Origin of the sequence: Halorientalis salina (assembly GCF_005049285.1) — an archaeon.
Lineage (GTDB): Archaea > Halobacteriota > Halobacteria > Halobacteriales > Haloarculaceae > Halorientalis > Halorientalis salina.
On record NZ_SOSC01000001.1, the window covers coordinates 89490 to 114788 of the forward strand.

31 protein-coding genes and 1 tRNA gene are annotated in these 25299 nt (G+C 64.8%); 23 read left to right on the forward strand and 9 right to left on the reverse strand.

The features are described 5' to 3' along the window. Window positions 1–101: 101 nt before the first annotated feature. The 3 genes from E2481_RS00410 (at window position 102) to E2481_RS00420 (ending at window position 3397) form a co-directional block, all read left to right on the forward strand. Entirely contained in the window at window positions 102–911 is an 810-nt protein-coding gene (locus tag E2481_RS00410) for an HpcH/HpaI aldolase family protein (RefSeq protein WP_136715147.1), read from the forward strand. A 38-nt stretch (window positions 912–949) separates the two neighbouring features. Then, on the forward strand, window positions 950–1726 hold the full coding sequence (locus E2481_RS00415; RefSeq protein WP_136715148.1) for an MBL fold metallo-hydrolase: 777 nt from the start codon (window positions 950–952) through the stop codon (window positions 1724–1726). A 126-nt stretch (window positions 1727–1852) separates the two neighbouring features. Then, entirely contained in the window at window positions 1853–3397 is a 1545-nt protein-coding gene (locus E2481_RS00420; protein ID WP_136715149.1) for a globin-coupled sensor protein, read from the forward strand. A 21-nt stretch (window positions 3398–3418) separates the two neighbouring features. Here E2481_RS00420 and E2481_RS00425 read toward each other — a convergent pair whose 3' ends face one another. The 3 genes from E2481_RS00425 to E2481_RS00435 form a co-directional block, all read right to left on the reverse strand. Continuing rightward, window positions 3419–4573: a sensor histidine kinase gene (locus E2481_RS00425; RefSeq protein WP_136715150.1), complete on the reverse strand. Its 1155-nt coding sequence runs from the start codon at window positions 4571–4573 to the stop codon at window positions 3419–3421. Between the two features lie 104 nt (window positions 4574–4677). Continuing rightward, complete coding sequence (locus tag E2481_RS00430) at window positions 4678–5742, reverse strand: mRNA surveillance protein pelota (RefSeq protein ID WP_136715151.1); 1065 nt, start codon at window positions 5740–5742, stop codon at window positions 4678–4680. Window positions 5743–6016: 274 nt separating this feature from the next. Beyond that, window positions 6017–6101, reverse strand: a tRNA-Leu gene (locus E2481_RS00435). Between the two features lie 137 nt (window positions 6102–6238). On the opposite strand from E2481_RS00435, the gene E2481_RS00440 reads away from it, so the two are divergent. Next, entirely contained in the window at window positions 6239–7597 is a 1359-nt protein-coding gene (locus E2481_RS00440; protein WP_136715152.1) for a DolP-mannose mannosyltransferase, read from the forward strand. Window positions 7598–8073: 476 nt separating this feature from the next. After that, window positions 8074–8382: a transcription initiation factor IIB family protein gene (locus tag E2481_RS00445; protein ID WP_136715153.1), complete on the forward strand. Its 309-nt coding sequence runs from the start codon at window positions 8074–8076 to the stop codon at window positions 8380–8382. Between the two features lie 12 nt (window positions 8383–8394). Here E2481_RS00445 and E2481_RS00450 read toward each other — a convergent pair whose 3' ends face one another. The 3 genes from E2481_RS00450 to E2481_RS00460 all read right to left on the reverse strand — a co-directional run bounded on the left by E2481_RS00450 (window position 8395) and on the right by E2481_RS00460 (window position 10648). Then, a complete protein-coding gene (locus tag E2481_RS00450) occupies window positions 8395–8889 on the reverse strand; it encodes a phosphopantetheine adenylyltransferase (protein ID WP_136715154.1) in 495 nt (164 codons plus the stop codon). A 91-nt stretch (window positions 8890–8980) separates the two neighbouring features. Further along, window positions 8981–9517, reverse strand: a complete 537-nt coding sequence (locus tag E2481_RS00455) for a winged helix-turn-helix domain-containing protein (protein WP_136715155.1) — start codon at window positions 9515–9517, stop codon at window positions 8981–8983. A gap of 48 nt (window positions 9518–9565) precedes the next feature. Further along, window positions 9566–10648, reverse strand: a complete 1083-nt coding sequence (locus E2481_RS00460; RefSeq protein ID WP_136715156.1) for a glutamate--cysteine ligase — start codon at window positions 10646–10648, stop codon at window positions 9566–9568. A 356-nt stretch (window positions 10649–11004) separates the two neighbouring features. Here E2481_RS00460 and E2481_RS00465 point away from each other — a divergent pair, with 356 nt between their 5' ends. From E2481_RS00465 to E2481_RS00475, 3 genes are read left to right on the forward strand one after another with little or no spacing between them, the layout of a single operon-like run. Then, entirely contained in the window at window positions 11005–11652 is a 648-nt protein-coding gene (locus E2481_RS00465) for a hypothetical protein (protein ID WP_136715157.1), read from the forward strand. A 56-nt stretch (window positions 11653–11708) separates the two neighbouring features. Continuing rightward, window positions 11709–12131, forward strand: a complete 423-nt coding sequence (locus tag E2481_RS00470; RefSeq protein WP_136715158.1) for a universal stress protein — start codon at window positions 11709–11711, stop codon at window positions 12129–12131. Window positions 12132–12158: 27 nt separating this feature from the next. After that, entirely contained in the window at window positions 12159–12416 is a 258-nt protein-coding gene (locus tag E2481_RS00475; protein WP_136715159.1) for a DUF7861 family protein, read from the forward strand. Between the two features lie 115 nt (window positions 12417–12531). Here the strand turns inward: E2481_RS00475 and E2481_RS00480 are convergent, their stop codons facing one another. Both E2481_RS00480 and E2481_RS00485 read right to left on the reverse strand, forming a co-directional pair. Beyond that, a complete protein-coding gene (locus E2481_RS00480) occupies window positions 12532–13161 on the reverse strand; it encodes a fibrillarin-like rRNA/tRNA 2'-O-methyltransferase (protein WP_136715160.1) in 630 nt (209 codons plus the stop codon). Next, the gene (locus E2481_RS00485; RefSeq protein ID WP_136715161.1) at window positions 13154–13993 is read right to left on the reverse strand and encodes an NOP5/NOP56 family protein; all 840 of its coding nucleotides are present in this window, start codon (window positions 13991–13993) and stop codon (window positions 13154–13156) included. The genes E2481_RS00480 and E2481_RS00485 overlap by 8 nt, the downstream gene beginning before the upstream one ends. A gap of 89 nt (window positions 13994–14082) precedes the next feature. Between E2481_RS00485 and E2481_RS00490 the strand changes: the two genes are divergently transcribed. The 7 genes from E2481_RS00490 to E2481_RS00520 all read left to right on the forward strand — a co-directional run bounded on the left by E2481_RS00490 (window position 14083) and on the right by E2481_RS00520 (window position 18875). Further along, complete coding sequence (locus E2481_RS00490; protein ID WP_136715162.1) at window positions 14083–14445, forward strand: hypothetical protein; 363 nt, start codon at window positions 14083–14085, stop codon at window positions 14443–14445. Between the two features lie 95 nt (window positions 14446–14540). Further along, window positions 14541–15419, forward strand: a complete 879-nt coding sequence (locus tag E2481_RS00495; RefSeq protein WP_136715163.1) for a hypothetical protein — start codon at window positions 14541–14543, stop codon at window positions 15417–15419. Window positions 15420–15469: 50 nt separating this feature from the next. Beyond that, window positions 15470–16369 (forward strand): 3-hydroxyacyl-CoA dehydrogenase family protein, encoded by a 900-nt coding sequence (locus E2481_RS00500; RefSeq protein ID WP_136715164.1) that lies wholly within the window; start codon window positions 15470–15472, stop codon window positions 16367–16369. A gap of 3 nt (window positions 16370–16372) precedes the next feature. After that, window positions 16373–16975, forward strand: coding sequence for a DUF2391 domain-containing protein (locus E2481_RS00505; protein ID WP_136715165.1), 603 nt, complete (start codon window positions 16373–16375; stop codon window positions 16973–16975). Window positions 16976–17017: 42 nt separating this feature from the next. Further along, window positions 17018–18301 (forward strand): hypothetical protein, encoded by a 1284-nt coding sequence (locus E2481_RS00510; RefSeq protein WP_136715166.1) that lies wholly within the window; start codon window positions 17018–17020, stop codon window positions 18299–18301. A gap of 83 nt (window positions 18302–18384) precedes the next feature. Further along, window positions 18385–18564: an HVO_2753 family zinc finger protein gene (locus E2481_RS00515; RefSeq protein ID WP_136715167.1), complete on the forward strand. Its 180-nt coding sequence runs from the start codon at window positions 18385–18387 to the stop codon at window positions 18562–18564. Between the two features lie 44 nt (window positions 18565–18608). Then, on the forward strand, window positions 18609–18875 hold the full coding sequence (locus E2481_RS00520) for an elongation factor 1-beta (RefSeq protein WP_136715168.1): 267 nt from the start codon (window positions 18609–18611) through the stop codon (window positions 18873–18875). Window positions 18876–18943: 68 nt separating this feature from the next. Here E2481_RS00520 and E2481_RS18485 read toward each other — a convergent pair whose 3' ends face one another. Continuing rightward, complete coding sequence (locus tag E2481_RS18485; RefSeq protein ID WP_169302342.1) at window positions 18944–19084, reverse strand: hypothetical protein; 141 nt, start codon at window positions 19082–19084, stop codon at window positions 18944–18946. A 139-nt stretch (window positions 19085–19223) separates the two neighbouring features. Between E2481_RS18485 and E2481_RS00525 the strand changes: the two genes are divergently transcribed. The 8 genes from E2481_RS00525 to E2481_RS00560 are packed head-to-tail and all read left to right on the forward strand — an operon-like array spanning window position 19224 to window position 25291. Continuing rightward, window positions 19224–19514 carry a 50S ribosomal protein L21e gene (locus E2481_RS00525; protein WP_136715169.1) on the forward strand — a complete coding sequence of 97 codons (291 nt, stop codon included), beginning with the start codon at window positions 19224–19226 and terminating at the stop codon, window positions 19512–19514. After that, the gene (locus E2481_RS00530) at window positions 19511–19867 is read left to right on the forward strand and encodes an RNA polymerase Rpb4 family protein (RefSeq protein ID WP_136715170.1); all 357 of its coding nucleotides are present in this window, start codon (window positions 19511–19513) and stop codon (window positions 19865–19867) included. Before E2481_RS00525 ends, E2481_RS00530 begins: the two co-directional genes overlap by 4 nt. Before the next feature lie 56 nt (window positions 19868–19923). Next, the gene (locus E2481_RS00535; RefSeq protein WP_136715171.1) at window positions 19924–20520 is read left to right on the forward strand and encodes a DUF655 domain-containing protein; all 597 of its coding nucleotides are present in this window, start codon (window positions 19924–19926) and stop codon (window positions 20518–20520) included. Between the two features lie 34 nt (window positions 20521–20554). Continuing rightward, window positions 20555–21427 carry a 16S ribosomal RNA methyltransferase A gene (locus tag E2481_RS00540; protein WP_136715172.1) on the forward strand — a complete coding sequence of 291 codons (873 nt, stop codon included), beginning with the start codon at window positions 20555–20557 and terminating at the stop codon, window positions 21425–21427. Further along, complete coding sequence (locus tag E2481_RS00545; protein WP_136715173.1) at window positions 21424–22620, forward strand: mechanosensitive ion channel family protein; 1197 nt, start codon at window positions 21424–21426, stop codon at window positions 22618–22620. The genes E2481_RS00540 and E2481_RS00545 overlap by 4 nt, the downstream gene beginning before the upstream one ends. Next, window positions 22617–23204, forward strand: a complete 588-nt coding sequence (locus E2481_RS00550; RefSeq protein WP_136715174.1) for a HemK2/MTQ2 family protein methyltransferase — start codon at window positions 22617–22619, stop codon at window positions 23202–23204. The genes E2481_RS00545 and E2481_RS00550 overlap by 4 nt, the downstream gene beginning before the upstream one ends. Before the next feature lie 36 nt (window positions 23205–23240). Further along, window positions 23241–24236, forward strand: coding sequence for a methionine synthase (locus E2481_RS00555; protein ID WP_136715175.1), 996 nt, complete (start codon window positions 23241–23243; stop codon window positions 24234–24236). Further along, complete coding sequence (locus E2481_RS00560) at window positions 24233–25291, forward strand: methionine synthase (RefSeq protein WP_136715176.1); 1059 nt, start codon at window positions 24233–24235, stop codon at window positions 25289–25291. Before E2481_RS00555 ends, E2481_RS00560 begins: the two co-directional genes overlap by 4 nt. Window positions 25292–25299: the final 8 nt, after the last annotated feature.

Genomic DNA, 25299 nt, shown 5'->3' on the forward strand with positions numbered 1-25299 from the left:
GGCTCCTTCAAGTCCGTTCGGACCGCACGGTGAAAGTGAAACTCGCGCCGCCAACGGCCCCGCGCCCCCGTGTTTATGGACGTCACTGCACAATCTCTGGTATGCCCGATTCACAGCGGTCGAACGCCATCGCGCAACGGCTCGACGCCGGCGACGTCGCACTGGGAGCGCTCGACAGCACGTACAGCCCGACGCTGGTGGAATTGTACGGGGACCTGGGACTGGACTTCGTCTGGATCGACCTGGAACACGGCGGACCGAGCCCCTGGGATTCCGGGGCGCTCGAAGACCTGCTGCGGGCGGCCGAGGTGACCGGGACGGAACTGCTCGTCCGGGTCCCGACGAGCCAACCCGCGATGGTCCGGAAGGCCCTGGACGCCGGCGTCCGGAACCTGTTTCTCGCACGGGCCGAGAGCGCGGCGGAAGTCCGGGAGGCGGTCGAAGCGGCGCGGTTCCGGTACGACGGTGACGCCGGCAAACGCGGTCTCGCCGCGCCCCGGGCCCGTCGCTGGGGGATGGCGGAGGACTACGTGGATACCGAGGACCAGGAGACGCTGGTCGGTGTCACCGTCGAAACCCGGGAGACGCTCGACGAACTCGACGACCTGCTGGCCATCGACGAGCTCGGGTTCGTGTTCATCGGTCCCTTCGACCTCTCGGTGCAACTGGGCCATCCCGGCGAACTCGACCATCCCGAGGTCCAGGAGGCCATCGAAACGGTCCGTTCGAAGGCGATCGAGGCGGACGTTCCCGTCGGCGGTCTCGGCTTCGGGATGGACGACGTTAACGAGAAAGTCGACGACGGCTACCAGATACTCAACATCGGTAGCACGGCGGGTGCACTGCAGTCGGCCGTCAACGGCTGGCTCGACGACTACGACGGCGACCGGACGGGGGAATCCGGGGACTGACAGGGCAGTTTGAAGTTCGCGGCCGTCGGCCACCCTGTATGCGACTGACTTTTCTCGGAACGGGGACGGCGATGCCCACGGGTGAGCGGTTCCAGACCGGCCTGCTCGTCCAGGACGGCGACGACCGACTTCTGGTCGACTGTGGCAGCGGCGTCGTCCACGCCCTCCAGCGGACCGACGTCGGCTACGAGGGCATCGACACCGTCCTGCTGACCCACCACCACCTCGACCACGTCTCGGACCTCATGGTCCTGCTCAAGGCCAGATGGCTCGCCGGTGAGGAGTCGCTGACCGTCGTGGGACCGCCTGGCACGCCCGAGTTGGTCCGTGACCTGCTCGACGTCCACGAGTACATGCAGGACCGGATCGACCTCGACCTCCGGACCGTCGACCCCGACGACGGTTCCTTCGAGGTGGCCGGGTTCACCGCCGAGGCGATGGCGACGCGCCACTCGATGGAGTGCCTCGCCTACCGGCTGACCTCGGCGGAGGCCTCGGATGGGGACGCGACCCCGACGCTCGGCTTCAGCGGGGACACCGAGGCGTTCACCGACCTCGTCGACTTTTTCGACGGCGTGGCCGTCCTGGTCCACGACTGCTCGTTCCCCGACGAGGTCGACGTGTCGAACCACCCGACGCCGTCCTCGCTCGGCACGGCACTGGCCGATGCTGACGCCGATATCGGGCGCGTCTATCTCACTCACCTGTACCCACATACAGACGGCGAACACGACGCGATGCTCGATTCACTGTCCGACCGGTACGACGGCGACGTTCGCTTCGCCCGCGACGGACTCTCGCTGGATATCAGCTAGCACACCGGAACCCTGTTTCACGTGTACATCCCACGTCGGTACTGTGTGCCAAACACAATATTTTCTATCAGGCCTGATAACTGCGCCGATGCCGATAAAAAAGCCGGTCGAATCTGTTCGGACACTATGGCTAAACGGGAGTCCCTCCAGGATGACGCGTCCGATTCAGAACCGGCTGTGACGGCCGACGTACGTCGCGGGGTGGACGGAAGCGATCTCGCCGCGGACATCGGTCTCGATAGCGACGAGATCGCCTGGCGAAAGAGGTTCACCGGGTTCGACGAGTCGACCGCCGAGCGACTCACGTCGATGTCGGGGCTGTTCGAGGACGTCGCGGACGAACTGGTCGACGACTTCTACGAGCACCTATCCGACCACGAGCAGACAGTCGAGATATTCGGACGATCGAGCAAGGGCATCGAGCAACTCAAGGAGACACAGCGGGAGTACCTCCTCGATCTCGGCCGTGGCGAGTACGGGTCGGCGTATTTCGAGCGACGGGCCCGGATCGGGAAACTCCACGACATGCTCGATCTCGGGCCGCGCGTCTATCTCGGGGCGTATTCGATCTATTACGACGGATTGATGGAGGAAATCGCCGACGACGCTGTCGAGTCGACCGTCGCCGAGTACTCCGAGGAAGCGGGCGACGGGGCCGTCGAGCAGGCCGTTTCCGAGGCCGTCGAGCAGGTCACCGATCGAATGGAGGCCGTCTGTAAAATCATCAACCTCGACCAGCAGGTAGCGATGGACACGTACATCGACTCCTACAACAAACGGGCGGAGGCCGAGGCCCGACGCCGGAAAGAGGTGTCCCGAGAGGTCGAATCCGAAGTCAAACAGCCGATTCAGGAACTCGAAGCGGCTGCCAAGCAGTCGGCCGACCAGACCGAACGAATCGACGACATCACGACTGACCAGACCCAGAAAATGGAAGCCATCGCGACGGAGGTGTCGAACATGAGCGCCACCATCGAGGAGTTGGCCTCGACCGCCGACGAGGTGGAGTCGACCAGCCGGAACGCCGAGGAACTCGCCCAGACCGGTCGCGAGTCCGCCGACGAGGCCATCGAGTCCATGGAGACGGTCCAGCACTCCGCCGGCGCCGTCGCGGACGATCTCGACCAGTTACAGGACCGCGTCGACGAGATCGACGCCATCGTCGAGGTCATCGACGACATCGCCGACCAGACGAACATCCTCGCGCTGAACGCCTCCATCGAAGCCGCCCGGGCCGGCCAGGACGGCGAAGGGTTCGCCGTCGTCGCGGACGAAGTGAAATCGCTGGCCGAACAGGCACAGGATCAGGCCAGCGAGATCGAACGCACTGTCGAGCAGATTCAGGACGATACCGACGAGACCGTCGTGAGTCTCGCTGAGACCAACGAACACGTCGAAGACGGGATCGACCGCGTCGAGGCGGCGATGGCCGATCTCGAAGACATCGCGACGGCCGTCACCGAAGCCTCCCAGGGGATTCGCGAGGTCGCCGACGCCACGGACGACCAGGCGGCCAGCGCCGAAGAGATCGCGAGCATGGTCGACGTCGCTGTCGACAAGGCTCACGAGGTCTCGGACGCCGTCGACGAGATCGCGACCGCGACCGAACAACAGGCCCAGAGCATGCAACGGATCGACGAGGCGGTCACGAAACTGGCTGCCGACGACTGACCGGCCGTTGATCGACCCCTCTCAGGCCCGTTCGAGCGTGATGCGGAAGTCGGCTCCGCCGTGGTCGCCCTCGGTGACGCCGATGTCGCCACCGTAGGACTCGGTGAGCGCCTTGACGAAGCCGAGACCGAACCCCGTCCCGTCGCTGTCCGGCCCTTTGATTCCCATCTCGAACAGCCGATCCGTGATCGTCTCGGGGATGCCAGACCCGTCGTCTTCGATGCTGACGACGACCTGTTCGGCGTTCGCCTCGAGGACGTCCAGTCGGACGTGTACCTCGCCGTCGTTGTGGACCGCGGCGTTCGTGATGACGTTCGTGAACACCGAATCGAGTAGATCACCGCCGAAAACCTGATAGTCGAACCCCTCCGGGTCGTACTCGATAGTCAGCGACTCGTACTGGTTTCGCGCGTCCCCCACGACGGCCGTCGTGATGTCAGCGAGGGACCGCGGTGCCGGTTCGTCCTGCTGTTCGAGCGTGGTGACCAGGTCACCGACTCGTTCGATGAGATCGGCTGAACTCCGCGCGGTCCGGTTGATGCGTTCCGCGTACTCACGGGCCTCCCCGTCGACCTGACTGGCAACCTCGTCGGCGAAAGCCGCGATGACCTGCAGGTCGTTGCCCAAATCGTGACGCAGGAGCCTGTCGTACATCTCCACCATCTCCTTGCGCTTTTCGAGGTCCTGGTGTGCCCGTTCGAGTCGCTCGCGCGACCGGATGTTACCGATCGCGGTCGCGGCGTGTGAAGCCAGGATCTCCAGTGGCCGAATCACCGCGTCGCCGAACTCCTGTTCCTCGACGCTGCGGGTCACGATGATGGCGACGACCTCGTCGACGATGGTCGCCGGCACCGCCAGCGTCGAACCGACGCCCGATCCGCCCTCGCCCGCATCCGCACCCGTCACGACGACGGTCTCCCTGGACTCGTAGGCTTCGTACGCCACCTCACCAGGCGCATCACCCTGCGAAATCTCCGGATACGTGCTGTGGACGACACGCAGGTCGCCGTCCCGGGCCTCGATGAACGTCGTGTACGGGAACTCGAAGAGCAACGACATCGCTTCCAGACTCAGGGACACGACCTCTTCGACGGACTCGCAGTTGTTCAGCGCCTGCCCGTACTTGTTGAGATCGGCGACCTGGCGTGCGAAATCTGGTTGCTCTTCGAAGGACATCGAAACCCCACTACCTACTGACCAATCGTGATACCGGTTGAAAATTGTTGCGTCAGACACAGTCGACGCCACTGCGGACGACCGGTTCGCGGCCCACCCCCGCCTCAATCCAGCCGATAGCGGAGGATCGCGGCGACCTCACCCAGGTTCGAGAGCTGGAGTCCGGGATCGAAATCGCTGGAGAAGACGGTCACCTCGCCGCCCTGTTGTTCCGTCTGCTCGATCACCTCGTCGACGTCGACGTCCCAGTCCCCGTCACCGCGCTCGCGCCGGAGTGCCTCGTCGAGCACCAGCAGCGTCTCGACCGCGCCGAACTCCGCGGCCTTCGCGACCTGCTCTGGCCCGTAGGCCGCCTTCTCGCCCTTGCCGATTTCGTCCATCAACCGGTCGATGAGGTTCGCCTCCTCGGCGATCCGCGTCTCGGCCTGGACCTCCTCGACGGCCCCGCGTTTCAGCACCTCGTGGACGCCCCTGTCCCCGACGCCGCTGGTGTCGACCGTGGTGATCTTCTCGGTCAGGTCAGTCGAGTTATCCTCGATGTAGTCCAGCGCGTCCTGTTTGGTGAACCCGGGTCCCGCGAGAATGATCGCATCCACGTCCATCCGCGCCAGCACGTCGGTCAACTCCGAGAACAGTTCCTTCCGTGGCTGCGCGTAATCGCCTTTCCCCGTCGTGGCCGTGATACTCGCCCGTTCCTCGGTGCCGTACTGGGCGACGGTGTGAACGTACGCCTGCCCCTCCTCGACCGTCGCGATCGCGACGTCCGGGTTATCCGCCGCCTCGGCGGCCTCCTGGAGGCGTTCGAGCTGATCGGACTTCCAGTGTTTCTCGACCTCCAGTTCGGTCCGCTCCTCGACGTTGAGTGTGTGATGGTGACCGAGTTGGTCCTCCCGCGAGCAGTCGACGATCTCCCCGCCGACGCGCAGCCGATTCGCGAACCGAGCGAACTCGACGTCGTCCACATCGATGGTGACGTACATGTGCTCGCGTTCGCCACCAGTGTCCCGCATCTGGTCGTCGTTGCGCTGGATGCGGCGCGTAGTGTCCCCCGAGACGTGATCGCCGGGCTCCAGAATGTAGGTGAGATGCCAGAGGTCGTCCAGGGTTTCGGGCACCACTGTGATCCGCTCTTTGCCCCCCTCGACTTGGACCCGGTCGGCGATGCGCATACTCTTCGGTGTGTGAGTTGACGGTAAGTGCCCTCCGGTTTCGGCCACCGATACCGCTGCCTGGTGTCTTCTCCGTCGATGCACGGGACCGAATTCGAACCGGATGAAACCTCGCTTCGCTCGTCTTCTGGGCTGCAAATCCGCTGGCGATTTTACTGCTCGCGGATCGCTTGCAACAAAAATGCGCGGGACCGGATTTGAACCTCAGTCACTCCGCTTCGCTCCGTTCCCTGCTTCAAATCCGCTCCTGCTCTTCGCTCACTGCGTTCGCTCATGCGCGGGACCGGATTTGAACCGGCGGACCCCTACGGGACAGCGTCCTAAGCGCTGCGCCTTTGGCCTAGCTCGGCAACCCGCGCTCGCATCCCCCACTTTCCCCTTCCCACTTATAAAGGTCACGAGCCAGTCCGATCACCATCGATCGAATCGAACGCGATCGCTTCCACGACCAGTTTACCAACTCATATATGCGATGGTTGGAAATCGCCTCCTGAGAATGCGGGAGTACTACGGTTCGATTCCGCGAACCCATCGTGATCTCTACGACTGGATCGACACCAACTGGTTTCAGGTCCTGCTCGTCGGTGCGACTGTCGTGTTGACGCTCGCGACGGTTTTCCAGTTCTCGCGGAACCCGTTCTACGTCAACAAGGACTCGGCGCTGTTCCAGCACGCCGGCTGGTACATCGGTCAGGGCGCGGACCTCTACGTGGACATCTGGGACCTCAAACCCCCGCTCATCTACTTCGTGACGACCCTGCTCGCCTTCCTCTCGTTCGGCGATATGGCGGTGCTCCACGTCATGAGTGTCATCGTCGCTGTCGCCACGATGATCGGCGGGATCACCCTGGTCGGGGTGATCACCCACCGGCTGACCGAGGACGGCTTCGCCAGCGTCGTCGCGGGCATGTCGATGCTCGTCGTCCCGTCGACGTTCATGTTCCCCTACGCCGGCATCCGACCGAAGTACTTCGCGTTCCTCTGTGGCGCGGCGGCCCTCCTCCTGGCGATCGACGACCGCCCGCTCTACAGCGGGGCCGCGGCCGCACTGAGCGCCGGCTTCTGGCAACTTGGCGGCATCCTCGCGTTCCTCGTCGTCGCGATGGGATACGATCGCGGTGGCCGTCGCGGGATGGGTCGAACCATCGCGGGTGGGCTCGTCGTCACGGTGCTGACCGTCCTCCCGTTCGTGCTGACCGGGCGCGCGATCCCGCTCTTCGTCGAGGTCGTCCTCGGGCCGATTTACGGAGTGATCAGCTACACGATACCCGGCCGACTGCTCAAAGCCGTCATCGAACTCGGGTACGGCATCGTCCTCGTGCCGATCGGTGTCTACGGGTGGGCTCATGCTACCGTCGAGGACTACTCGAAGTACTGGTGGCTCGCTCTGGGAGGCGGGCTGTACCTGTTCCAGGTCTTCCTGGAGTTCCAGGGTGCCATCGAGATCATCCTGTTGCTCATGTTTCTCGCGATCGGGGTCGGCGTCCTCGTCTCGGAGGCCGCCACGCCGTCCAGACAGGCAGTCCTGGCCTGTCTCATCGTCCTGCTCGTCGTGTCCACGCTCTACTGGAACCAGGGGCCGGTCACGCCCGTCAGGGACGCCGTCGAGGACGAATACGAGAAGTGGGACATCGCCAACTACGACTCGCTCCCGCCGGACCCCGAGGGCTGGCCGTCGATGCAGACCATCTACTGGGAGAAACTGAAACCGGAGTACTGCCACTACAGACTGGGGCACAAACAGAAGTTCCTCGAACAGGAGACCGGCGGCACGCTTCTGAAGGAAACCTGTGGCCAGTGGCCCTACGACGACCCGCCCCTAGAGTGGGCCACTGGCGGATTGTATCCGTTCTGAAAGATATTCGCTCCCAGAGCGGTCGACGCCGAATCAGTGCTGTGACGATTCGCGAACCCCTCTGTACGTATAATAGAGCAGCAATGGAACCACGAAAACGGTCGGTATCCACAATATCCATCCGGTTTGCTGGAGGCTCGCCCCGCCAGCACCCGCAATCAGTATCAAGAAAAACCACAGTATCGCCGTCGGGATCACGATCACGAAGAGACTAGTCGCGAGCAATCGGAGGAGGCTGAAACACAGGTTCTTCAACTGGCGAGACATGGGATGATACCGTCCGTGACTGATCGAACTGACGACAGTTCTGTTCGGTCGAAAAGTATGCGGAACCGCCAATAAAATGTTCTGATGACCGCAGACCACTATCGAGTTCCGTCGGTCTCGAATCGCGTCGCCTTCCCGGCCACGACCCCCGACGGTCCTGACGCGTTCGACGGACAGCGCTTATACAGGGGGCCGTCCTATCGGAGCGCGTGTACCGCGCCAGCGACGAGGTGGAGAACGAACGGTGGCTCGCCGACATCAACGAGATCGGCGACCGACTCGACCTCGACGAGGCGGCGCGCTCGCGGGCCGCGGACCTCTTTCTCTCGACGGTGCCGGACACGGATCGCTCGAAGCGAGCCACGATGGCCGCCAGCATCTACGTCGGGGCGCTGATCGCCAGTGACCGGCGATCGCAGGGCGAGGTGGCCGAAGCCGCTGGCGTCGCTCGACTCACGGTCCAACAACGGTGGAAAGACCTGCTGGAAGAAGCGGGACTGGACGCGCCCGACTGGTGAGAACCGCGATCGTTACGTCTCGGGGTGTTTCGGTCGGCCGTCGCTGTCGGGCGTCAGGTTGCCGTGTTCGTCGATCTCCCCGTTGACGATGCGGGTGCTCGAGATGATCTCGCCGTCCTCGGCGTAGACGTGGTCGACGACTTCGATCTCGAGCGGGTCGTGGCCGCGCTCGCGGCGTATCTCGTTGATCCGCCGACCGCCGGTTTCGGTCTCAGGAGAGACCACGAGCACGTCGAACTGTTCTTCGGTGGCGATACCGGTCGGCTCGGTCAGTTTCCGGATCTCGTAGGAGCGGTCGTGTGGTTCGGCGAACTCGGAGAGTTCCGCGTCGAGACCGCGCTCGCGCTCGTCGTAGGAACGGACGTAGCGGTCTTCGTTGCGCGTCTTCGGTGCGAGTTCGTCGCTCGTGAGTCCGACCGTGACGTCGCCGAGTTCGAACGCACGCTCGAACAGCGCACGGTGCCCATCGTGTACGGGGTCGAACGTCCCGCCCAGCGCGACCTTCATACTCCCCGCCATTGTCCCCTCATGGCTTAGAGCCTTCGGATTGGGAACCCGGCCCACGGGTCACTCGTCCGTGCACGGTCCTGTTTCCCCGTCACTGTTCACCAGCGGTCTCCTCGTCGACCGTGATCGTCACCGGTTCCGAATCAGCCGACTCCGCATCTCCGTCCTCGTCGTCCGCACAGAGGTGATCGTCGAGGTTGAACACCGTGTTCAACTCCGACTGCACGTCGCCGACGATATCAGTCACCAGTTCGCTCGGTGGCATGGCCGTGTACTCGTAGGGGTTGTTGCCCGCGCCGCTACTCTCGCGTTTCCGCCGCTCGACTTTCCCCTCTTCGTGGAGTTCCGCGAGCGCCTCCCGGACGGTACTCGGGTACAGCCCCGTTCCGTCCGCGATCTCGTCGCTGGTGCTGTGGGCGTTCTGTCGGAGGAACACGTAGATACGCGCTCGCGTCTCCGTATCGAGAATCCACGCGAGCAGGTCGATGACGCTGTCGTCGAAGCGCTCGACTGCCTTATCGGCCTCCTCTTCGAGCCGTTCGCGGACGCTCTCCTCGCCCGTCTCGTCCGATACGTCGACCCCGTCTGTCGGTTCGTCTGGCTCCTGTGGCCCGTCGTCTGTAGACATGAGTCGTCTCTATGACGACAGAAGCAACTGCCGGGTAAAAACCCTTGGCTACAACCGAAGGCTCTCACATAGCGCGTCCATCCCCTTCTCGTCACGCAGTCGACGCTGTGCGTGTGCGCCGCTCTCGGCGTCGAATACTTCCTTGATACCGGTCACGCCGAGCCGCTCGCACTCGCGGTCGACGAGTTCGCCGAGCGGCACGGACTCCGAGAGGTCACGGGAGAGCAGGTCGGCGTCCTGGCCGTGTCGGATCGCTCGCCACTTGTTCTCGTCCAGCGGCTCGCGGCGGTGTTTCCGCCCGTTTTCGCCGTCCTCGAATCGCTCCGCGAGGTCGGTGACCAGCGCGTGCGTGTACTCGACGAACGCCATGACGCGCTCGGGATCGGCCTGGCCGTCCGGCGTCCGGACCTCGACGGTTCCCAGTTCCGAGTGCGGGCGCACGTCGTACCAGAGTTCGCCCCGGTCGTCGATCGATCCCGTCTCGATCATCGTCCGCTCGAAGTCGTCGAAGTCGGCGTAGGAATCGAACGCCGTCGGGACGCCCGTGTTGGGCAGCGCCTCGAAGATCTTCGCCCGCGCGGAGTGCAGGCCGGTGTCGAACCCGTTCCAGTACGGGGAGTTCGCCGACAGCGCGAGCAGAATGGGGAGATGCCAGCGGATTTCGTTTGCGACCCACACCGCCTTGTCCGCGTCGTCGACGCCGACGTGGATGTGCAGCCCGGCGGTCGTGTTCCGGTGCTGTGGGTACTGGATGCGGTCGAGTTGCGAACGGTAGCGGGGTTTCTCCGCGTGTTCGAGTTCGCGCCACTTCGCCGCCGGGTGGAGGCCGGCCGCGGCGATTCCGTAGCCGTGGGACTCGGCGTGGTCGACGAGCGCGTCCCTCACCGCGTTGAGTTGCTCGCGCGCGTCGTCGAGATCGTCGGCCTCGATAGTCGGGGTCTGGGTCTCGATGACGCACTTGAACAGTTCGTGGTCCAGCCGCTCTTCCAGAATCGCGGGCGGCTCGGTCTCGTAGACGAGTTCGTCGGTGCCCGAGGTCGGTCGGTTGTGTTCGTCGACGACGTAGAACTCCTCTTCGATGCCCAGCGTGCCCATTCGGGTGAAATTCTCGGCTGAACCCCGCTCGTCCATCGAAATCGGGTTTGGGTGGGTGTGGCTAAAACGTTCTGCATGCGACGCGAGTAGCGAGACACGACCATCGGGAGTGTCTCGGAACGAACGGGGAGGAACGACCCGTGAGTAGCACGAGCGTCGTAGACAGAGCGAGCGGGGAGGAACGATCCGCGAGTCGTGTGAGGGAATCGGACAGTATGCACGGCTCAGAACGCGGAAGTCAGCCAAAGCGAAGTGACCGTTGAGAGTGTGAATCGGGTATCACATCCAGAGGGTTTTGCCCCGTCGGCTCCTACTGTTGCCCATGGGTTGCGACAGGCGTTACCATGAATCAGGGGGCGTCGAACACGGATTGACACCCGAGCGGAGCAGCCGTGTCCGGTGAACTCGTCGGTGCTGTCGACCGCGCCCACCGATCGGGCGTCGCTCTGTCGCTGTATTTCCGCCGGCTGTTGACACCTCCGCTCCCGGGTGACGGGCTGCTGTTGTTCGGCTTCCTGGAGGGTGTGCTCGGCTGGGGGCTGTCCTGGCTGTTCAGCCAGAACCCCGGATTGGCTCCGATCGGGTTGATCCCGTCGATCGTCCTCACGTGGGTCGTCCTGACCGGTGGGGTCGTCTTCGTCGGCGTGACCTACACCGCGCCGACCGTCCGCCGGAACCGAGTCTGGATGGTCTGGGGCGGACTCAACGTGACCGCGACCGGGGTTAACCTCGCCGCCCTCGCCGGCACGCTCCCGTCGGGGCTGGTCACGTACGCGTACTGGCACCCGTGGCTGGCGGTGATGGGAATCGGCTATCTCGTGACTGGCCTGTACAACTGGGGGAACCCACAGATACGCCGGCAGGAGCGCCTCGTCTACGTCGCTACTGGTCTCGTGACGCTCGGCCTGCTGGTCGCGAGTTTCGGACCGCTGACCGGGTTCGTCACTGGCAACGTATTCCTGCTCGGCGGGGTATTGCAACTCGTCCCGATCGGCCACGACGTACTCGCTGACGCAGTGCTCATCGCCCGCCGACAGTAGCCCACCCATAGTGATCGAAGAACGATGCCTGGGCCGACCGACCAACGAGTCGACTGATGTACGACACCATCCTGCTTCCGACTGACGGTAGCGAGGCGACGACCGACGCCGCCGCTCACGCGTTCAGCCACGCCGAGCAGTACGACGCCACGATACACGTCCTGTCGGTCGTCGAACTCTCTAGCAGCCTCGGGACCGCCGGCCGGGACGAGGAGGAACTCGATCGCCGGAAACGGGAGCGAATGGCGATGGCCAAACGACTCCTCGAAGCGGATGCTCCCGAGGGCATCGACGCGACCGTCGCCGTCGAGTTCGGGAGTCCAGCCCGGGTCATCACGGAGTACATGACAGCCGTGGAGGCCGATCTCGTAGTCATGAGTACCCGCACCCGAGGCGGAGTCGAGCGATTCGTTTTCGGCAGCATCACGGAGCAAGTCATCCAGGCCAGCGACACACCAGTCCTGGCGGTCCAGCGGTGATCCTGGTCGATTACCAACCCTCATACTATGAATCACGACCGTATACACGCCCGGGAGCCGACCCATCACCGAGAGCAGTGGGCAGTCGGGGTCATCGAATCGATTCGGGAGCGGGACGGCCACTGTGTCGTCACGGTCACCGGGGACGAAGGCGAGACACTGGAGCTCGTCGTCACGCTCGCCATTCGCGACCTGTTCGTAAGTCGGCTGAATATCGACGAGGGAGCGTCGCCCGTCGGCGAGCGGGTCTGGTATCGAAAACACGGCGGTCACACGTCCCCGTAAGGGACACCCCGGACCGAGACGCGTTCCGGTGGCTGTCTGGTTCTGGTCGAGAGGAGTGACGAAGACCGGCGGGCGAAGCGAGTGGTTCGTCTGGGAATTCGTGCCCGTTCTAAACTCACCGCGGTCGTGCGACGACGCCAAGGTGGTCGGCGTGGAACGGTTCCAGCCGCTCGCGTTCCAGGACCTCGTAGTCGCTCTCCAGATCGGTGACCACGTCGTCGAACACGTCCTCGGGATCGGCGGTCACGTCTTCGCTCCGGGCCTTGACGGCGAGCAGTAGCCGCCCCTCGTCGGCCAGGAACTGTCGGTTCGCGAGCGCCACGTCCGCCTGCCCGCGCGTGGCGACGTCCTGAACGAGAACGTCGACCGGTTCGACGACGTGGGCGTAGGTCTCCGGTTTCCGGGCGTCTTTCAGCAGGGGAAACAGTCGATCACGGCTCTCCGCCGCGTCGAGCAGGTCTCGAATCGGGCGCGGAGCGAACTCGACGGCGTACGTCGGCCCGGAAAAGTCCGCCACGTGGCTGACCGTCGTCCCGGCCGCCGCACCCAGGTACAGCACCCTCTCCCCGCCGTCGAGGCCGGTGTCCATCCCGAGTTCGAGCATCGCCCCGAGTTTCGACCGGTGCGGGTCCCACCGTCGCCAGCCATCGCTCTCCGGTTCGCCGTACACCGGCTCTCCCTGTGTCGCCAGCCCCTCCGCTCCGTCGATGGTGCGGCGCTCGACGCCGTGGGGGAGGTCACGCATCGTCGTCACCTCGGGCCTGGATAGCGGCGATGCGCTCGTCCAGTTCGGCCTGCAGGTCCGGCCGCCGGTCGCCGCTGTAGTGGTCGATTCGTGCTGCGATGGAGAGTTTCCCGGCCAGTGCCCGCGATGCGGACCCGCGGTCTTCCGGTCGGGTGCCGTGGACCGCTTCGTGCGTGTAGATGAGTCCGTGCTTCGGTGAGGGCGCGTCGCCCCGAAGGTGGGCGAAGAGGGCGTCCTCGGCACCGAGAACTTGCACTGTGCCGCTCGGCTTTTTCGCCAGCGATTCCAGACCGCCCGCCAGCGAGATGAGGCGGGCCGCCAGAACCGGCCCGGCGAGCATCGTGAGGTTCGGCGCGACTTCAGGGGCCGTCGTCTCCACGAACCGTTCGAGGTCGTCGGCTTCCTCGTCGAGTCCGACGACACGGCGGGCCAGCGAGACGACCCGTCGGTCTCCGGGCGTCTCCGGGTCCTGTGCGGCGAGTTCGCGGGCGTAGTCGACGCCAGTTCCGGCGTCATCATCGAGGCTGCCGGCCCACTCGCTGAGCCGTTCGGCGAGTTCGTTCGCCTGCTCGCGGCAGTCGTCCATCGCGCGGACGGCGTGGACGAGTTGCCGGTCGGCCGCTCGCTCGCGCTCACCGGCGGCTTCCCGGGCGGCGGCGACCGTCACCTCGTGGAGTCGGTCGTAGTACTCGTCGCGGTTCCCGGCGAATCCCTGCTCGACGGCCACCCTCGGCCAGTCGGCCGATGTCTCGGCCTGGCCCTCCCGGATACGAGTCACGGCGGCCCCGTGGTCCTCGGGATCAAGTCCCGCGAACCATCCCTCGTCAGTCATGTCCGCCGGTAGCGCCCCCACGTCGGTAAAGCTTCGCGATTGCTGCCCGAATCATCACGTATTTGCATGTCGTTGTCGTGGTTCGTAGTATGACGAGTGCGGACCTCGATGCGGTCGACCCCTTTCACCGATTCGTGTTGCTCGCCGTTATCGACCTCCGCAACCGGTCGGATACACCCGTTCACTCATTCGACGTTACGGGCGTCTGCGAGGATCTCATCGACGAGTTCGAGGGCCTCGCGGAGATGATCCCGGGTGGCGTGACCCGCCAGCGCGTCATCGAGGCGCTCACGACGCTCGAAGAGGCCGACCTCCTCGGGAAAGAGCGGACCGAATCCCCGACGGGAAAGGGCAGACCCGCCTACTCGCTGGCGATCGACGAACCGGCGATCCTCGACCAGTTGGCCGACGACGAACGGTTCGCGCCCGCCGTCGAACGGGTCCGGGACTGACCGCCGACCGTCCGGGATGACACCGGCACCCGGGAGCTCGTCGTCCGGGTCCCGGTGACGAAATGTTGATGAGGGGGGCGTTGCTACCAGTTCGCATGGTTGTGCTGCCGCTCGGCGAGTTTTTCGACCGTCTCCGACAGCCGGAATACACCGGCGACAACCGGTGTCTCCCCTGTACGGCGACGAACTTCGTCATCGCGGTAGCGGTGAGCACCCTCCTGGGCTACCTGACACTGGGCGCGGATGCCGGGTTCGCCGCCGCCTTCGGACTGGCCGGTACTGTCTTCCTGGTGAGCGTCGCGGCGATCTACGTCCGCGGGTATCTCGTCCCGGGGACGCCGGAGCTGACCAAGCGGTACTTCCCGGACTGGCTGCTGGCTGCCTTCGGGAAAGCCGAGGCGGACCCGGACAAACACGGGCCGGTCGATACGGCGGTCGACGTCGAGGCCGTCCTGCTGGAATCGCACGTCATCGAACCGAAACCACACGGCGACCTCGGACTGACGCCGGCGTTCGAGGACGCCCTCTTCGACCGGATCGAAGCCGAACGGTCCGCCGACACCGACCGGGAGGCACTCGCAGAGATCATCGGCGTCGACGCGGCGACGCTCGAGTTCGAGGGCTACGGCGACGGCGCGTTCGTCGCCGCCAGCGACGGCCAGCGGGTCGGGAGCTGGGAATCACGCGCCGCCTTCCTCGCGGACACGGCTGCCGGTCGACTGCTCCCGGACCGCTACGACGACTGGGGGGAGACGGACCCGGTCGATCGCGGGGCCATCCTCGGTGGCATCCGACTCTTTCTCGAACGGTGTCCGGCCTGCGACGGTTCGGTGCGGTTCGGCCAGGAGGTCGTCGAGTCCTGCTGTCGGACCCACGACGTCGTCGCCGTCACCTGTGAGGACTGCGAGGCGCGGCTCTTCGAGGTCCAGGTGACCGACGAAGCGCTGGCGTACGATCCCGAAGCGTCGACCTGAGGGCGGAAATCGCGGTAACGTTTAACCCGACGGCCCTCCCGTGTGAGGGCATGCACGTCGCTGTCGTTGGCGCCGGGACCATCGGAACCGGCATCGCACACGTCTGTGCGGCCGCTGGCCACAACGTGAGTCTCCGCGACCTGGAACCGAACATCGTGATGGACGCGATCGATACGATCACGACGCGTCTCGGAACCAGCGTCGACCGCGGCGAACTCGCACAGCGGGACGTAGACGAAGCACTGGACCAACTCGACGGGACGACCGGACTCGAATCGGCCGTCGACGGCGCCGACCTCGTCGTCGAGGCCGTCCCTGAGGACCTCGACGCCAAACGCGAGGTGTTCGCCGATATCGAGGAACACGTCGACGAGGAGACGGTCATTGCGACGGCCACCGCCTCGCTGTCGGTTTCGGCCATCGCCGCCGGGCTGAAACACCCGGAACGGGCTGTCGGGCTCCACTTCTTCGACCCGCCGGCCGAGATGGCGCTCGTCGAAGTCGTCCTGGCGGACCAGACCGACGACGAGACGGCCGCGTTCGCCAAGTCGCTCGTCGAAGACCTGGGGAAGACGCCGGTCGTCGTCTCGGATTCGCCGGGGTTTGCCTCCTCGCGTCTCGTCCTGGCCCTCGGCGTCGAGGCCATGCGGATGGTCGAGGACGACGTGGCCAGCGTCTCCGACGTCGACGCGACCATGGAACTCGGCCACGACCACCCGATCGGCCCGCTGGAACTCACTGATCGCGTCGGCCTCGACCGAAGACTGTCCGTCCTCGAACGACTCCACGAGGAACTCGGGGACCGCTTCGAGCCGCCCGAAATACTCCGGGAGAAGGTGGAACAGGGCGACACCGGGAAGAAAGTCGGCCGCGGGTTCTACGTCTGGGAAGGCGGCGAACCGATGGACGTCGCCGACGACGACGAGTACGACATCGAGGACGTCATCTGATCGATGTCCGAGGGACCCGGTCGGGACGGTGTGGACGCCGACGAGTTCGACCACGACGCGTCGGACGAACCGCCCACGATGGGGGACCTGCTCGACGAACTCGACGACTATCACGACTCGTTGGCCGATCCACAGCGCCGCGAACGGATTCAGGACATCATCGAGACCGCACAGGACGTCGAGGAACCCGCCGTCTTCGGTCGGACTATCGCCGTCTTCGACCGGGGGGACATCGCCGAGGGGCTCCTCGGCTCGGTCCTGTTCGGGGTTCCGATGATGGTCGAAGGGGGGACACAGGAGGTCGGGGCGTTCATCGCGACCAATCCGGCGTACCTCGCGGGGACGATCGGCTTCGCCCTGTCGATGGCCGTCGGCATCCTCTACGTCGCCGATTTCCAGGACGTGCGTATTCACAAACCGATCTTCGGGCTGATCCCGCGCCGACTGGTCAGCGTCGTCGGCGTGGCGGCGCTGACTTCGGTCGCGCTGAGCACGGCCTGGGGCCGCGTCGACTGGGCCGACCCGATGCTCGCGTTCAGCACGTGTGCCGTGGCCTTCGTCCCGATGGTCATCGGGGCCGCGCTGGGCGACATCCTGCCGGGCTAGATAGGAACACATATTTGATCGAAATGATCATCAGATGATCGTATGAGATCGGGTCCATCGCGGCGACGGGTGCTACAGAGCGCCTCCGCCGGCTTACTGGTTGGGCTATCCGGTTGTAACTACGTCACGCAACGTCTGGCACGTGGCAACGTGAAAAACACCGTCGAGAAGACGTACGAGCCGGGCGATCTTTCGGCGTCGTTCTCGCTGAAAGAGGGACAGTCTGTTGCGTTCGGGAACGAGGATGTCGACGTGGTGCAGGGTGCCGGCGATGAGGACAGCGACCAGGCACGACCGTACGTCTCGGCACTCTTCCACGTTGAAACCGGCCGCGAACTACCGACACAGAACGTGACGCCGCCGGCAGAATCTGTCGCATACGTCGACGGTATCGGCGCGCCGACTGACGGCGAGTACGTCTGTGCCGTCGTCCCGTCGCTCCCGATACCGGAACAGCAGACCGGGACTAACGACGACCCATCGCTCGACAGGAAAATCGAGGTGTTCGGCGCGGCCGGGTCCTACGAGTCGATCGACGCGAACCCGTATCCGCTGGGGGACGCGGTCGACCTGCTCGAAACCGCGCGGGAGAACGTCGCATCGGGGTACGATCTCCGTGGAGGCCCCCTGAATCAGCTTGGCTATCCCGTTCCAGAGCAATACTACTACCTCCGTCACGACAGTACACCCAGGGAATCACCCGGCGTGGACGCCGAAGCTCCGTTCGACGAGGAACACATCTACGTCCCGGGGAACAAACTGTTCGAGTTCGCGACGGTGGAACTGGTGCGAGCGCGCACCGTCGAGTCGCTCTCCGATGAGGACCGCGAGGAGTACGTCTCCCGCTTACAGGACCTGCTCCCGACCCTCTACGCTGAGTACGGCCTCGCAGTCCAGTACGACAAACTGCTAGAGCAGGAAGACGAGGTGACCACGGTGATCAGGGACATGGTGCTCGCCGAGATGGGGACCGATCTCGAAGAGGTCGCCGAACCCGTCACCGAATCGCTCACCCCCAAGATCGGTGACGAGTACAGCTGGACGGTAGAGGATGTTCGGGAACCGACACTCGACGACCCAGGAATGACCGCCATGTGGGTGTTGAGGGGCAAGGCCGAGATCGATATCAGCGACGAGAGAGTCGGGTTCAAGTCGATTGGAGCGGTACTCCCACCGGACGTCTCGCCAACGTTCCAGTTGTCCCTCTCGGTCCCTTTCAAGTTCGAGACCAGAACCACGCTGAACGAGCGCTTCCCGGTCAGTTTCGAGGTGTCGGCGAACGAACAGCCGTTCGATACCGAAATCGGTATCGACTACGACGTGTAGGTTCGGTAAAGCGGTCCGTGGCAACCGCGAACCTCCCGGTCGGTTTGTTAAGCGTTAAATGTAGGGGTACCTTCCACCCCGGTATGAGCGAAGGTCAGCAGAAGCGCAAGCAGAAATGCATCTCCTGCGGGATCAACATCTCCGGGACCAACGCCGCGGCGTTCAAATGCCCCGATTGCGGCCAGCAGATCTACCGATGTGCCAAGTGCCGCAAGCAGAGCAACCTCTACGAGTGCCCCGACTGCGGGTTCACCGGTCCCTGAGTCGAAATCGCAACCCCAATACACCCTCATTCACACCACTACCCATGGGAAAAGTCGCAGCCAAGATCAAGGTAATGCCGCAGAGCCCGGAAGTGGACCTCGACGCGCTCCAGGAGCGCCTCGAACAGTCCCTGCCCGAAGGAGCCAAAATCAACGGGTTCGAGCGCGACGACGTCGCGTTCGGTCTCGTCGCCCTGTTCCCGACCGTCGTCGTCCCCGACGAATCCGGCGGGACGGAAGCCGTCGAGGAGGGCTTCCAGAGCGTCGACGGCGTCGAGAGCGTTTCCGTCGACTCGGTCGGTCGCCTCTAAGCAACTGCCTGTTTTTCGCCGTCACTCACGACCGCGTCCCAGCGATAGCTCCTGTCGGACGTCGTCGGTTACTGATGGGCGACGACCGTGGCGAACGGCACCGTCGCGATCAGCGCTCCCGCCGCCAGATAGCCCGACAGCAACAGCAAGGAACCGTTGATCATCGCGAGCATCCCCAATGCCGTGACCTTCTCCCCCGGTGTCATCATGGTACGAGTACCAGTATTCGGCCAAAAGACATAAATTACCCTTTGCGTTTTCACAGCGAGAAAACGCCCACCCGGTGACTCGGCTCACGGGACGGGAACGCACGTTTTATAAGCCCGTCCCGACAACCGACGGGCACGAATGCCCAACTCGCACGGACCCCTGAAGAAGACGCGACACAAGCTACAGAACAAACCCCGAGAACGCGGGACCTCCCCGCCCCAGCGATCGATCGCCGAGTACGACGACGGTCAGAAAGTCCACCTCCGCATCGACCCGAGCATCAACGAGGGCCGATTCCACCCGCGCTTCAACGGTCAGACCGGAACCATCGCCGGCATGCAGGGCAGCGCGTACAAGGTCGAGATCAACGACCAGGGGAAGGACAAAACGATCATCGCCAAACCGGCGCATCTGACGGCTCAGGAATGACGATCTTCAAGGAGAAGGTCGGTGAGGAGTACCTCACACTCGCCGAAACGAAAGACGTGCTCGCCGACCTGGAGCGCGAGCGCGCCGCCGACGAGGAGCGGGAGATGCGCTACGAACTGGCGCGGGCCATCGAGCACGTCAACCGCTTTGCGGTGCTGACGCCCGAAGAGTCCCAGGAGTTCGTCGAGGAACTGCAGGAACTGGAGAAAGTCGACGAGGCGACCGCGTACAAGATCGCCAACACGCTCCCGCAGGACCGCGACGAACTGCGTGCCATCTACGCACAGGAACGGTACTCCCTCTCTGGCGACGAACTCGACGACGTGCTCGACGTCGTCGCGAAGTACGCCTAATCACCGGGCCGCTCGCGGCTGGGGCTTTTATGTAGCCCGTCGTCGTATCCACGGGCATGAGCGATTCCGAGAGCGGCGAGCCTGAATCCCAGACTGCGGGCACGACAGGTGTCGTCCTCGACTACTTGCCACACGGGAGTGCCGAGGACGACAGACCACAGTACGAGAAGTCGCCGCTCGCGTACGTGTTGACCGTCGACGAGTTCAAACTGCAGGAACTCGTCCTGGAGACCGATCCGGACGTCCAGATCGGCGACCGGCTGGACCTGGACCGCGGGGGCGACGGCCCCATCAAGCGGCGTCGCGACATCGAGTACGACGACCTCCCCAGCGGGGCGCGTTCGGAGATCGACTACGTCGTCGAGGAGATCGTCACCGGGAACGAGGATCGGTTCGTCGACTTCTACAACGAGGCACAGCCGATCACGCTCCGACTGCACCAACTGAACCTCCTGCCCGGCATCGGGAAGAAGCTCCGTAACAACTTACTCGACGAGCGCGACCGCCGACCGTTCCAGAGCTTTTCGGACCTGGAATCGCGCGTCAGCGGCCTTCACAACCCCAAGGAGGTCCTCGTCGAGCGCATCCTCGAGGAGCTTCGCGAGGACGACCTGAAGTACCGGACGTTCGTCCGCGAGGACGAGCAGAACTGACAGGCTTTTGTTCGCGGAGGGGAACCGTCCCGGTATGACTGGCGGCTCACGGGACGACGGGACCGCGGGCGATCGACGCGATCCGGATGCACTGCTCGCTCGCGCGGGCGTCCGCGGGAACCCCGACCGCGACCAGCACTTCCTGGTCGACGACCGAGTTCTCGACCGTCTGCCGGAGTACGCCACCGACGCCGAGTTCGACACCGGCCACGTCCTCGAAATCGGGGCCGGAACGGGCGCGCTGACCGACCGCCTGCTGGCCGTCGCCGACGAGGTCACCGCCGTCGAGCGCGATCCCGATCTCGCGGCCTTCCTCCACGAAGAGTTCGCCGACGCCATCGATGCCGGCCGACTCACCGTGATCGAAGGCGACGCCCTCGACGTCGACCTGCCCGAGTTCACGAGTTCCGTCTCGAACCTGCCCTACGGCGCATCGAGCGAGATCATCTTCCGGTTGCTTCCGCAGAAGCGGCCGCTGCTGGTGATGGTCCAACAGGAGTTCGGCGAACGGATGGCGGCCGATCCCGGAACCGACGAGTACGGTCGCCTCTCGGTGACGGCCGGCCACTACGCCGACGTGGAGGTCGTCGAGCCGGTTCCGAAGGAAGCGTTTTCGCCGCCGCCCGCGGTCCAGAGCGTCGTCGTCCGGACGCGACCGCGGGATCCCGAATACACGGTCCCGAGCGATGACTTCTTCATGGACTTCGTGACCGCGGTGTTCACCCAGCGGCGCAAGACGATGCGCAACGCGATTCGGAACACGGGCCACATCTCCGGGCTGGACGACCCGGACGCCGTGGTCGCGGACGCGGACGAGGACCTGATGGGGATGCGGGCCGGCAACGTCACGCCCGCGCAGTTCGCGGCGCTGGCCCGGTTGGCGTGGGAGGTCGGCGACCCGTCATGAGCGTCGCGGGACCGGTTGCCGGGACCGTCCTGCAGGCCGGGCTTCTTCAGGAGCTGATTTCGACGCGTGCGGGGAAGACGCTGGCCAGCCTCGTCATCGTCGTCGGGTTCGTCGCGATCGGATTCTGGATCCGTGCGATCGGACCGCGGTTGAAAGAGCACTACTCCGAAGGGGACGCCGAAGCGATCCAGGCGGTGCTGGTGAGCCTGACAGCGGCGTCGACGGGCTGGTTCCTCGTCGTCGTCTGGCGAGCGATCGATCAGGTGTTCGAAAGCCTGGCGATCATCCGCTTTGGCCCTCGACAGGGCGCGCTCGCGCTGGTCGGCGTCCTCACCTTCATCATCGCGTACACGCTGACCCGCGTCACCAGGGGGATCCTGCAGGACCGGGGCGGCGACGTCATCACGGCACACCGGCGGGAGGCGTTCCACCACGTCCTGCAACTGGGGATCTACACGGTCGCGGGGATGGTCGTCCTCTCGCTGGCCGGCGTCAACCCGGCGAACCTGCTGGTCGGGGCCGGGGCAATCGGTCTGATCGTCGGGTTGGCCGCACGACAGACGCTCGGGTCGATCCTCGCCGGGATCGTCCTGCTGTTCGCCCGCCCGCTGGAGGTCGGTGACTGGGTCGTCATCGACGAGGACGAAGGAATCGTCACCGACGTGACCCTGTTCAACACGGAACTGCGGACCTGGAACGACGAACACGTCATGATTCCCAACGACGAGGTCGCCGCCAGTTCCATCGTCAACCGGTCGCGCTCGGGGCGACTCCGCGTGACGTTCGAGGTCGGAATCGACTACGATGCGGACGTCACCCGCGCGGCCGAACTCGCGGAGGCGGCGATGACGGACGCCGACGTCGGCCCGCTGCTCTCGACGCCCTCGCCGAGCGTCGTCGGGAAGGGCTTCGGCGACTCCGCCGTTCTCCTGGAGTGTCGGTTCTGGATCTCGGACCCGAGCGCACGGCGGAAGTGGCACACGCAGACCGCCCTCGTCCGCGCCGTCAAGGAGGCCTTCGACGAGGAAGGCATCAAGATCCCGTACCCGCAGCGCGAACTGATGGCCCGCGAGGAAGCCGACGGGTTCAGACTCGCCGGCGGCCCGGAGTCGGTCGAGGGGGCGACCGCCGACGGCCGCGCCAGCGGGGACGGGGACGCGGCCGAAGACAACCGTTCGGGTGACGGCCGATGACGGATCTCGCGGACCGGCGGGACCCCGATCCGGTGTACCAGCCGGCCGAGGACTCCCGACTGCTCGGCGAGGTGACCCGGGAGTTCGTCGACCGCGGCGATCTGGTGTTGGACGTGGGAACGGGCTCGGGGTGGGTCGGGAGCGTCGCGGCCGACGAGGGAGCCACGGTCGTCGGCGTGGACGTGAACCCCCACGCCTGCCGGGAAGCCCTGGATCTCGGCGTTCCGACGGTTCGCGGGAACCTCGTCGAACCCTTCCGGGACGAGACGTTCGACACGGTGGCGTTCAATCCGCCGTATCTGCCGACCGACCCCGAGGACGAGCGCGACGACTGGCAGGAGACGGCCCTCTCCGGCGGAGAGTCCGGCCGTGCCGTCGTCGACCCCTTCATCGACACCGTCGGTCGCGTTCTCGCGCCCGGCGGCGACGTGCTCCTGCTGGTCTCCTCGCTGACCGGCATCGAGGAAGTGACGGACCGCGCCGAGGCTAACGGCTTCCACGTCGAGGAAGTCGAACGCGAAAAGTTCCCCTTCGAACGCCTCGTCGTGCTCCGAATGATTACTCAGAAACATCAAACTGATTAGCAAATATTAAAGGCCGTCATTACGTATCGATGCGTAATGCCAGAGGTAGTCACGACGACGCCGGGTTTGTTCCCGTTGCCCGACTGGGCGAAAGACGAGTTATCGGAGTTGAAGGGCCATCAGAAGGCCGATCTGATTAGCGGCGACGAGACTGGGGAGATCCAGGAGGCCTACGAGCACGGCCGGAGCGAGATCATCGACCGCCAGCGCGAGGCCGGTCTCGACCGCATCGTCGAGGGCCAGTTCCGCTGGGACGACATGATCGCGCATCCGCTCGCCGTCCACGACAACGTCGACACGCGCGGCATCGTCCGCTACTACGACAACAACAACTTCTATCGGGAGCCGGTCGTCACCGGTGACCTCACTGCCGACGGCGACGTTGCCGCAGAGCTGAACGCCGCCGGCGAACAGGTCGACGAGGGCCTCCAGGCCGTGCTGCCGGGGCCGTACTCGCTGGCCGATCTGGCGACCGACGAACACTACGGCGACGACGGGGAGTTCCTCGACGCGGTCGCGGAGTTCCTCGCCGGCGAGATCGCCGAGTTCCCCGAGGTCGAGACGCTGTTCCTGCTCGAACCGTCGCTGGTCGAGAACGCGCCCGGCGAGGGTGCCGACGAACGCGCCAGCGAGGCCATCGACGCCGTCGCGAGCGAGGCCGACGCCGAGGTCGTCGCCCACACCTACTGGGGCGCGCTGGACGAGAAGGTGTACGCCCACCTGATGGACGCCGACGTCGACGCCATCGGCTTCGACTTCGTGGCCGACCACGAGGCGAACCTCTACAACATCAACGAGTACGGCACGAAATCCGACGTGGCGCTCGGTCTGGTCGACGGCCAGAACACACTGGTCGAGGACCCCGAGACCATCGCGGAGCGTATCGAGTGGGTCGCCGACCAGACGCCCTCGGCGGACTTCGAGACGGTCTACGCCACGATCAACACGGAGACGTTCTATCTGCCGTACAACAAGTTCGAGGCCAAACTGGAAGCGCTCGCTGCAGTCAACAAGACGGAGGTGGAAGCATGACCCGAGAGCAGTTCCGACCCGAGAACCACGACAACGACAACTTCCTGCTGACGACCGTCGTCGGCTCGTATCCCAAGCCGAAGTGGCTCAACCGCGCCCAGGATCTCATTGAGGACGACGAATCGAGCTTCGACGACGACGACTTAGAAGAGGCGCTCGACGACGCGGCGCGACTCATCACGGACGAACACGAGCGGACCGGGATGGACGTCGTGGTCGACGGCGAGATGCGCCGCAACGAGATGGTCGAGTACTTCGCCCACCTCATCGAGGGCTACGAGTTCAACGGCCGCGTCAAGGTCTGGGGGCACAACTACTTCGATAAGCCCTCGGTCGTCGACGAGGTCGAGTACGACCAGGAGTGGCTCGTCGACGAGTTCGAGTTCACCGACTCGGCGTCGGCCCGCCCCGTCAAGGTCCCGATCACCGGCCCTTACACGCTCGCGAACTGGTCGTTCAACGAGGTCTACGACGACACGGAGGAACTCGCCTACGACCTCGCCGATCTGGTCAACGAGGAGATCGTCCGGCTGGTCGAGGCCGGCGCGAAGTACATCCAGATCGACGAGCCGGCGCTGGCGACGACGCCGGACGACCACGCCATCGTCGGCGAGTGCCTCGACCGGATCGTCGACGACATCCCGGAGGACGTTCGCGTCGGGCTCCACGTCTGTTACGGCGATTACTCGCGCATCTATCCCGAGATGCTCGACTACCCCGTCGACGAGTTCGACCTCGAACTCTGCAACGGCAACTACGAGCAACTCGACGTGTTCAAAGAGACGGAGTTCACCGCGGACCTCGCGCTCGGCGTCGTCGACGCCCACGTCGCCGAGGTCGAGTCCGTCGAACAGATCAAGGAGAACATCAAGAAGGGCTTCGAGATCGTCCCGCCGGAACAGCTCACGGTCTCGCCCGACTGCGGTCTGAAACTCCTGCCGCGTGACGTGGCCTACGGCAAGATGGAGAACATGGTGAAAGCCGCCCGCGAAGTCGAGGAAGAACTCGACGCCGGCGAGATCGACGTCGGTCGAGCGGCCCCGGCCGACGACTGATCGCGGAT

Bases quoted from the DNA above. Each gene is read 5' to 3' on its own strand.
- E2481_RS00475 (WP_136715159.1), top strand. From the start codon at position 12,159: ATGAATCACGACCGTATACACGCCCGGGAGCCGACCCATCACCGAGAG.
- E2481_RS00440 (WP_136715152.1), top strand. From the start codon at position 6,239: ATGCGGGAGTACTACGGTTCGATTCCGCGAACCCATCGTGATCTCTAC.
- E2481_RS00505 (WP_136715165.1), top strand. From the start codon at position 16,373: ATGTCCGAGGGACCCGGTCGGGACGGTGTGGACGCCGACGAGTTCGAC.
- E2481_RS00530 (WP_136715170.1), top strand. From the start codon at position 19,511: ATGACGATCTTCAAGGAGAAGGTCGGTGAGGAGTACCTCACACTCGCC.
- E2481_RS00470 (WP_136715158.1), top strand. From the start codon at position 11,709: ATGTACGACACCATCCTGCTTCCGACTGACGGTAGCGAGGCGACGACC.
- E2481_RS18485 (WP_169302342.1), bottom strand. From the start codon at position 19,084: ATGATGACACCGGGGGAGAAGGTCACGGCATTGGGGATGCTCGCGATG.
- E2481_RS00460 (WP_136715156.1), bottom strand. From the start codon at position 10,648: ATGGACGAGCGGGGTTCAGCCGAGAATTTCACCCGAATGGGCACGCTG.
- E2481_RS00525 (WP_136715169.1), top strand. From the start codon at position 19,224: ATGCCCAACTCGCACGGACCCCTGAAGAAGACGCGACACAAGCTACAG.
- E2481_RS00495 (WP_136715163.1), top strand. From the start codon at position 14,541: ATGGTTGTGCTGCCGCTCGGCGAGTTTTTCGACCGTCTCCGACAGCCG.
- E2481_RS00515 (WP_136715167.1), top strand. From the start codon at position 18,385: ATGAGCGAAGGTCAGCAGAAGCGCAAGCAGAAATGCATCTCCTGCGGG.
- E2481_RS00545 (WP_136715173.1), top strand. From the start codon at position 21,424: ATGAGCGTCGCGGGACCGGTTGCCGGGACCGTCCTGCAGGCCGGGCTT.
- E2481_RS00535 (WP_136715171.1), top strand. From the start codon at position 19,924: ATGAGCGATTCCGAGAGCGGCGAGCCTGAATCCCAGACTGCGGGCACG.
- E2481_RS00455 (WP_136715155.1), bottom strand. From the start codon at position 9,517: ATGTCTACAGACGACGGGCCACAGGAGCCAGACGAACCGACAGACGGG.
- E2481_RS00550 (WP_136715174.1), top strand. From the start codon at position 22,617: ATGACGGATCTCGCGGACCGGCGGGACCCCGATCCGGTGTACCAGCCG.
- E2481_RS00540 (WP_136715172.1), top strand. From the start codon at position 20,555: ATGACTGGCGGCTCACGGGACGACGGGACCGCGGGCGATCGACGCGAT.
- E2481_RS00485 (WP_136715161.1), bottom strand. From the start codon at position 13,993: ATGACTGACGAGGGATGGTTCGCGGGACTTGATCCCGAGGACCACGGG.
- E2481_RS00480 (WP_136715160.1), bottom strand. From the start codon at position 13,161: ATGCGTGACCTCCCCCACGGCGTCGAGCGCCGCACCATCGACGGAGCG.
- E2481_RS00425 (WP_136715150.1), bottom strand. From the start codon at position 4,573: ATGTCCTTCGAAGAGCAACCAGATTTCGCACGCCAGGTCGCCGATCTC.
- E2481_RS00510 (WP_136715166.1), top strand. From the start codon at position 17,018: ATGAGATCGGGTCCATCGCGGCGACGGGTGCTACAGAGCGCCTCCGCC.
- E2481_RS00450 (WP_136715154.1), bottom strand. From the start codon at position 8,889: ATGAAGGTCGCGCTGGGCGGGACGTTCGACCCCGTACACGATGGGCAC.
- E2481_RS00555 (WP_136715175.1), top strand. From the start codon at position 23,241: ATGCCAGAGGTAGTCACGACGACGCCGGGTTTGTTCCCGTTGCCCGAC.
- E2481_RS00520 (WP_136715168.1), top strand. From the start codon at position 18,609: ATGGGAAAAGTCGCAGCCAAGATCAAGGTAATGCCGCAGAGCCCGGAA.
- E2481_RS00500 (WP_136715164.1), top strand. From the start codon at position 15,470: ATGCACGTCGCTGTCGTTGGCGCCGGGACCATCGGAACCGGCATCGCA.
- E2481_RS00410 (WP_136715147.1), top strand. From the start codon at position 102: ATGCCCGATTCACAGCGGTCGAACGCCATCGCGCAACGGCTCGACGCC.
- E2481_RS00430 (WP_136715151.1), bottom strand. From the start codon at position 5,742: ATGCGCATCGCCGACCGGGTCCAAGTCGAGGGGGGCAAAGAGCGGATC.
- E2481_RS00560 (WP_136715176.1), top strand. From the start codon at position 24,233: ATGACCCGAGAGCAGTTCCGACCCGAGAACCACGACAACGACAACTTC.
- E2481_RS00490 (WP_136715162.1), top strand. From the start codon at position 14,083: ATGACGAGTGCGGACCTCGATGCGGTCGACCCCTTTCACCGATTCGTG.
- E2481_RS00420 (WP_136715149.1), top strand. From the start codon at position 1,853: ATGGCTAAACGGGAGTCCCTCCAGGATGACGCGTCCGATTCAGAACCG.
- E2481_RS00415 (WP_136715148.1), top strand. From the start codon at position 950: ATGCGACTGACTTTTCTCGGAACGGGGACGGCGATGCCCACGGGTGAG.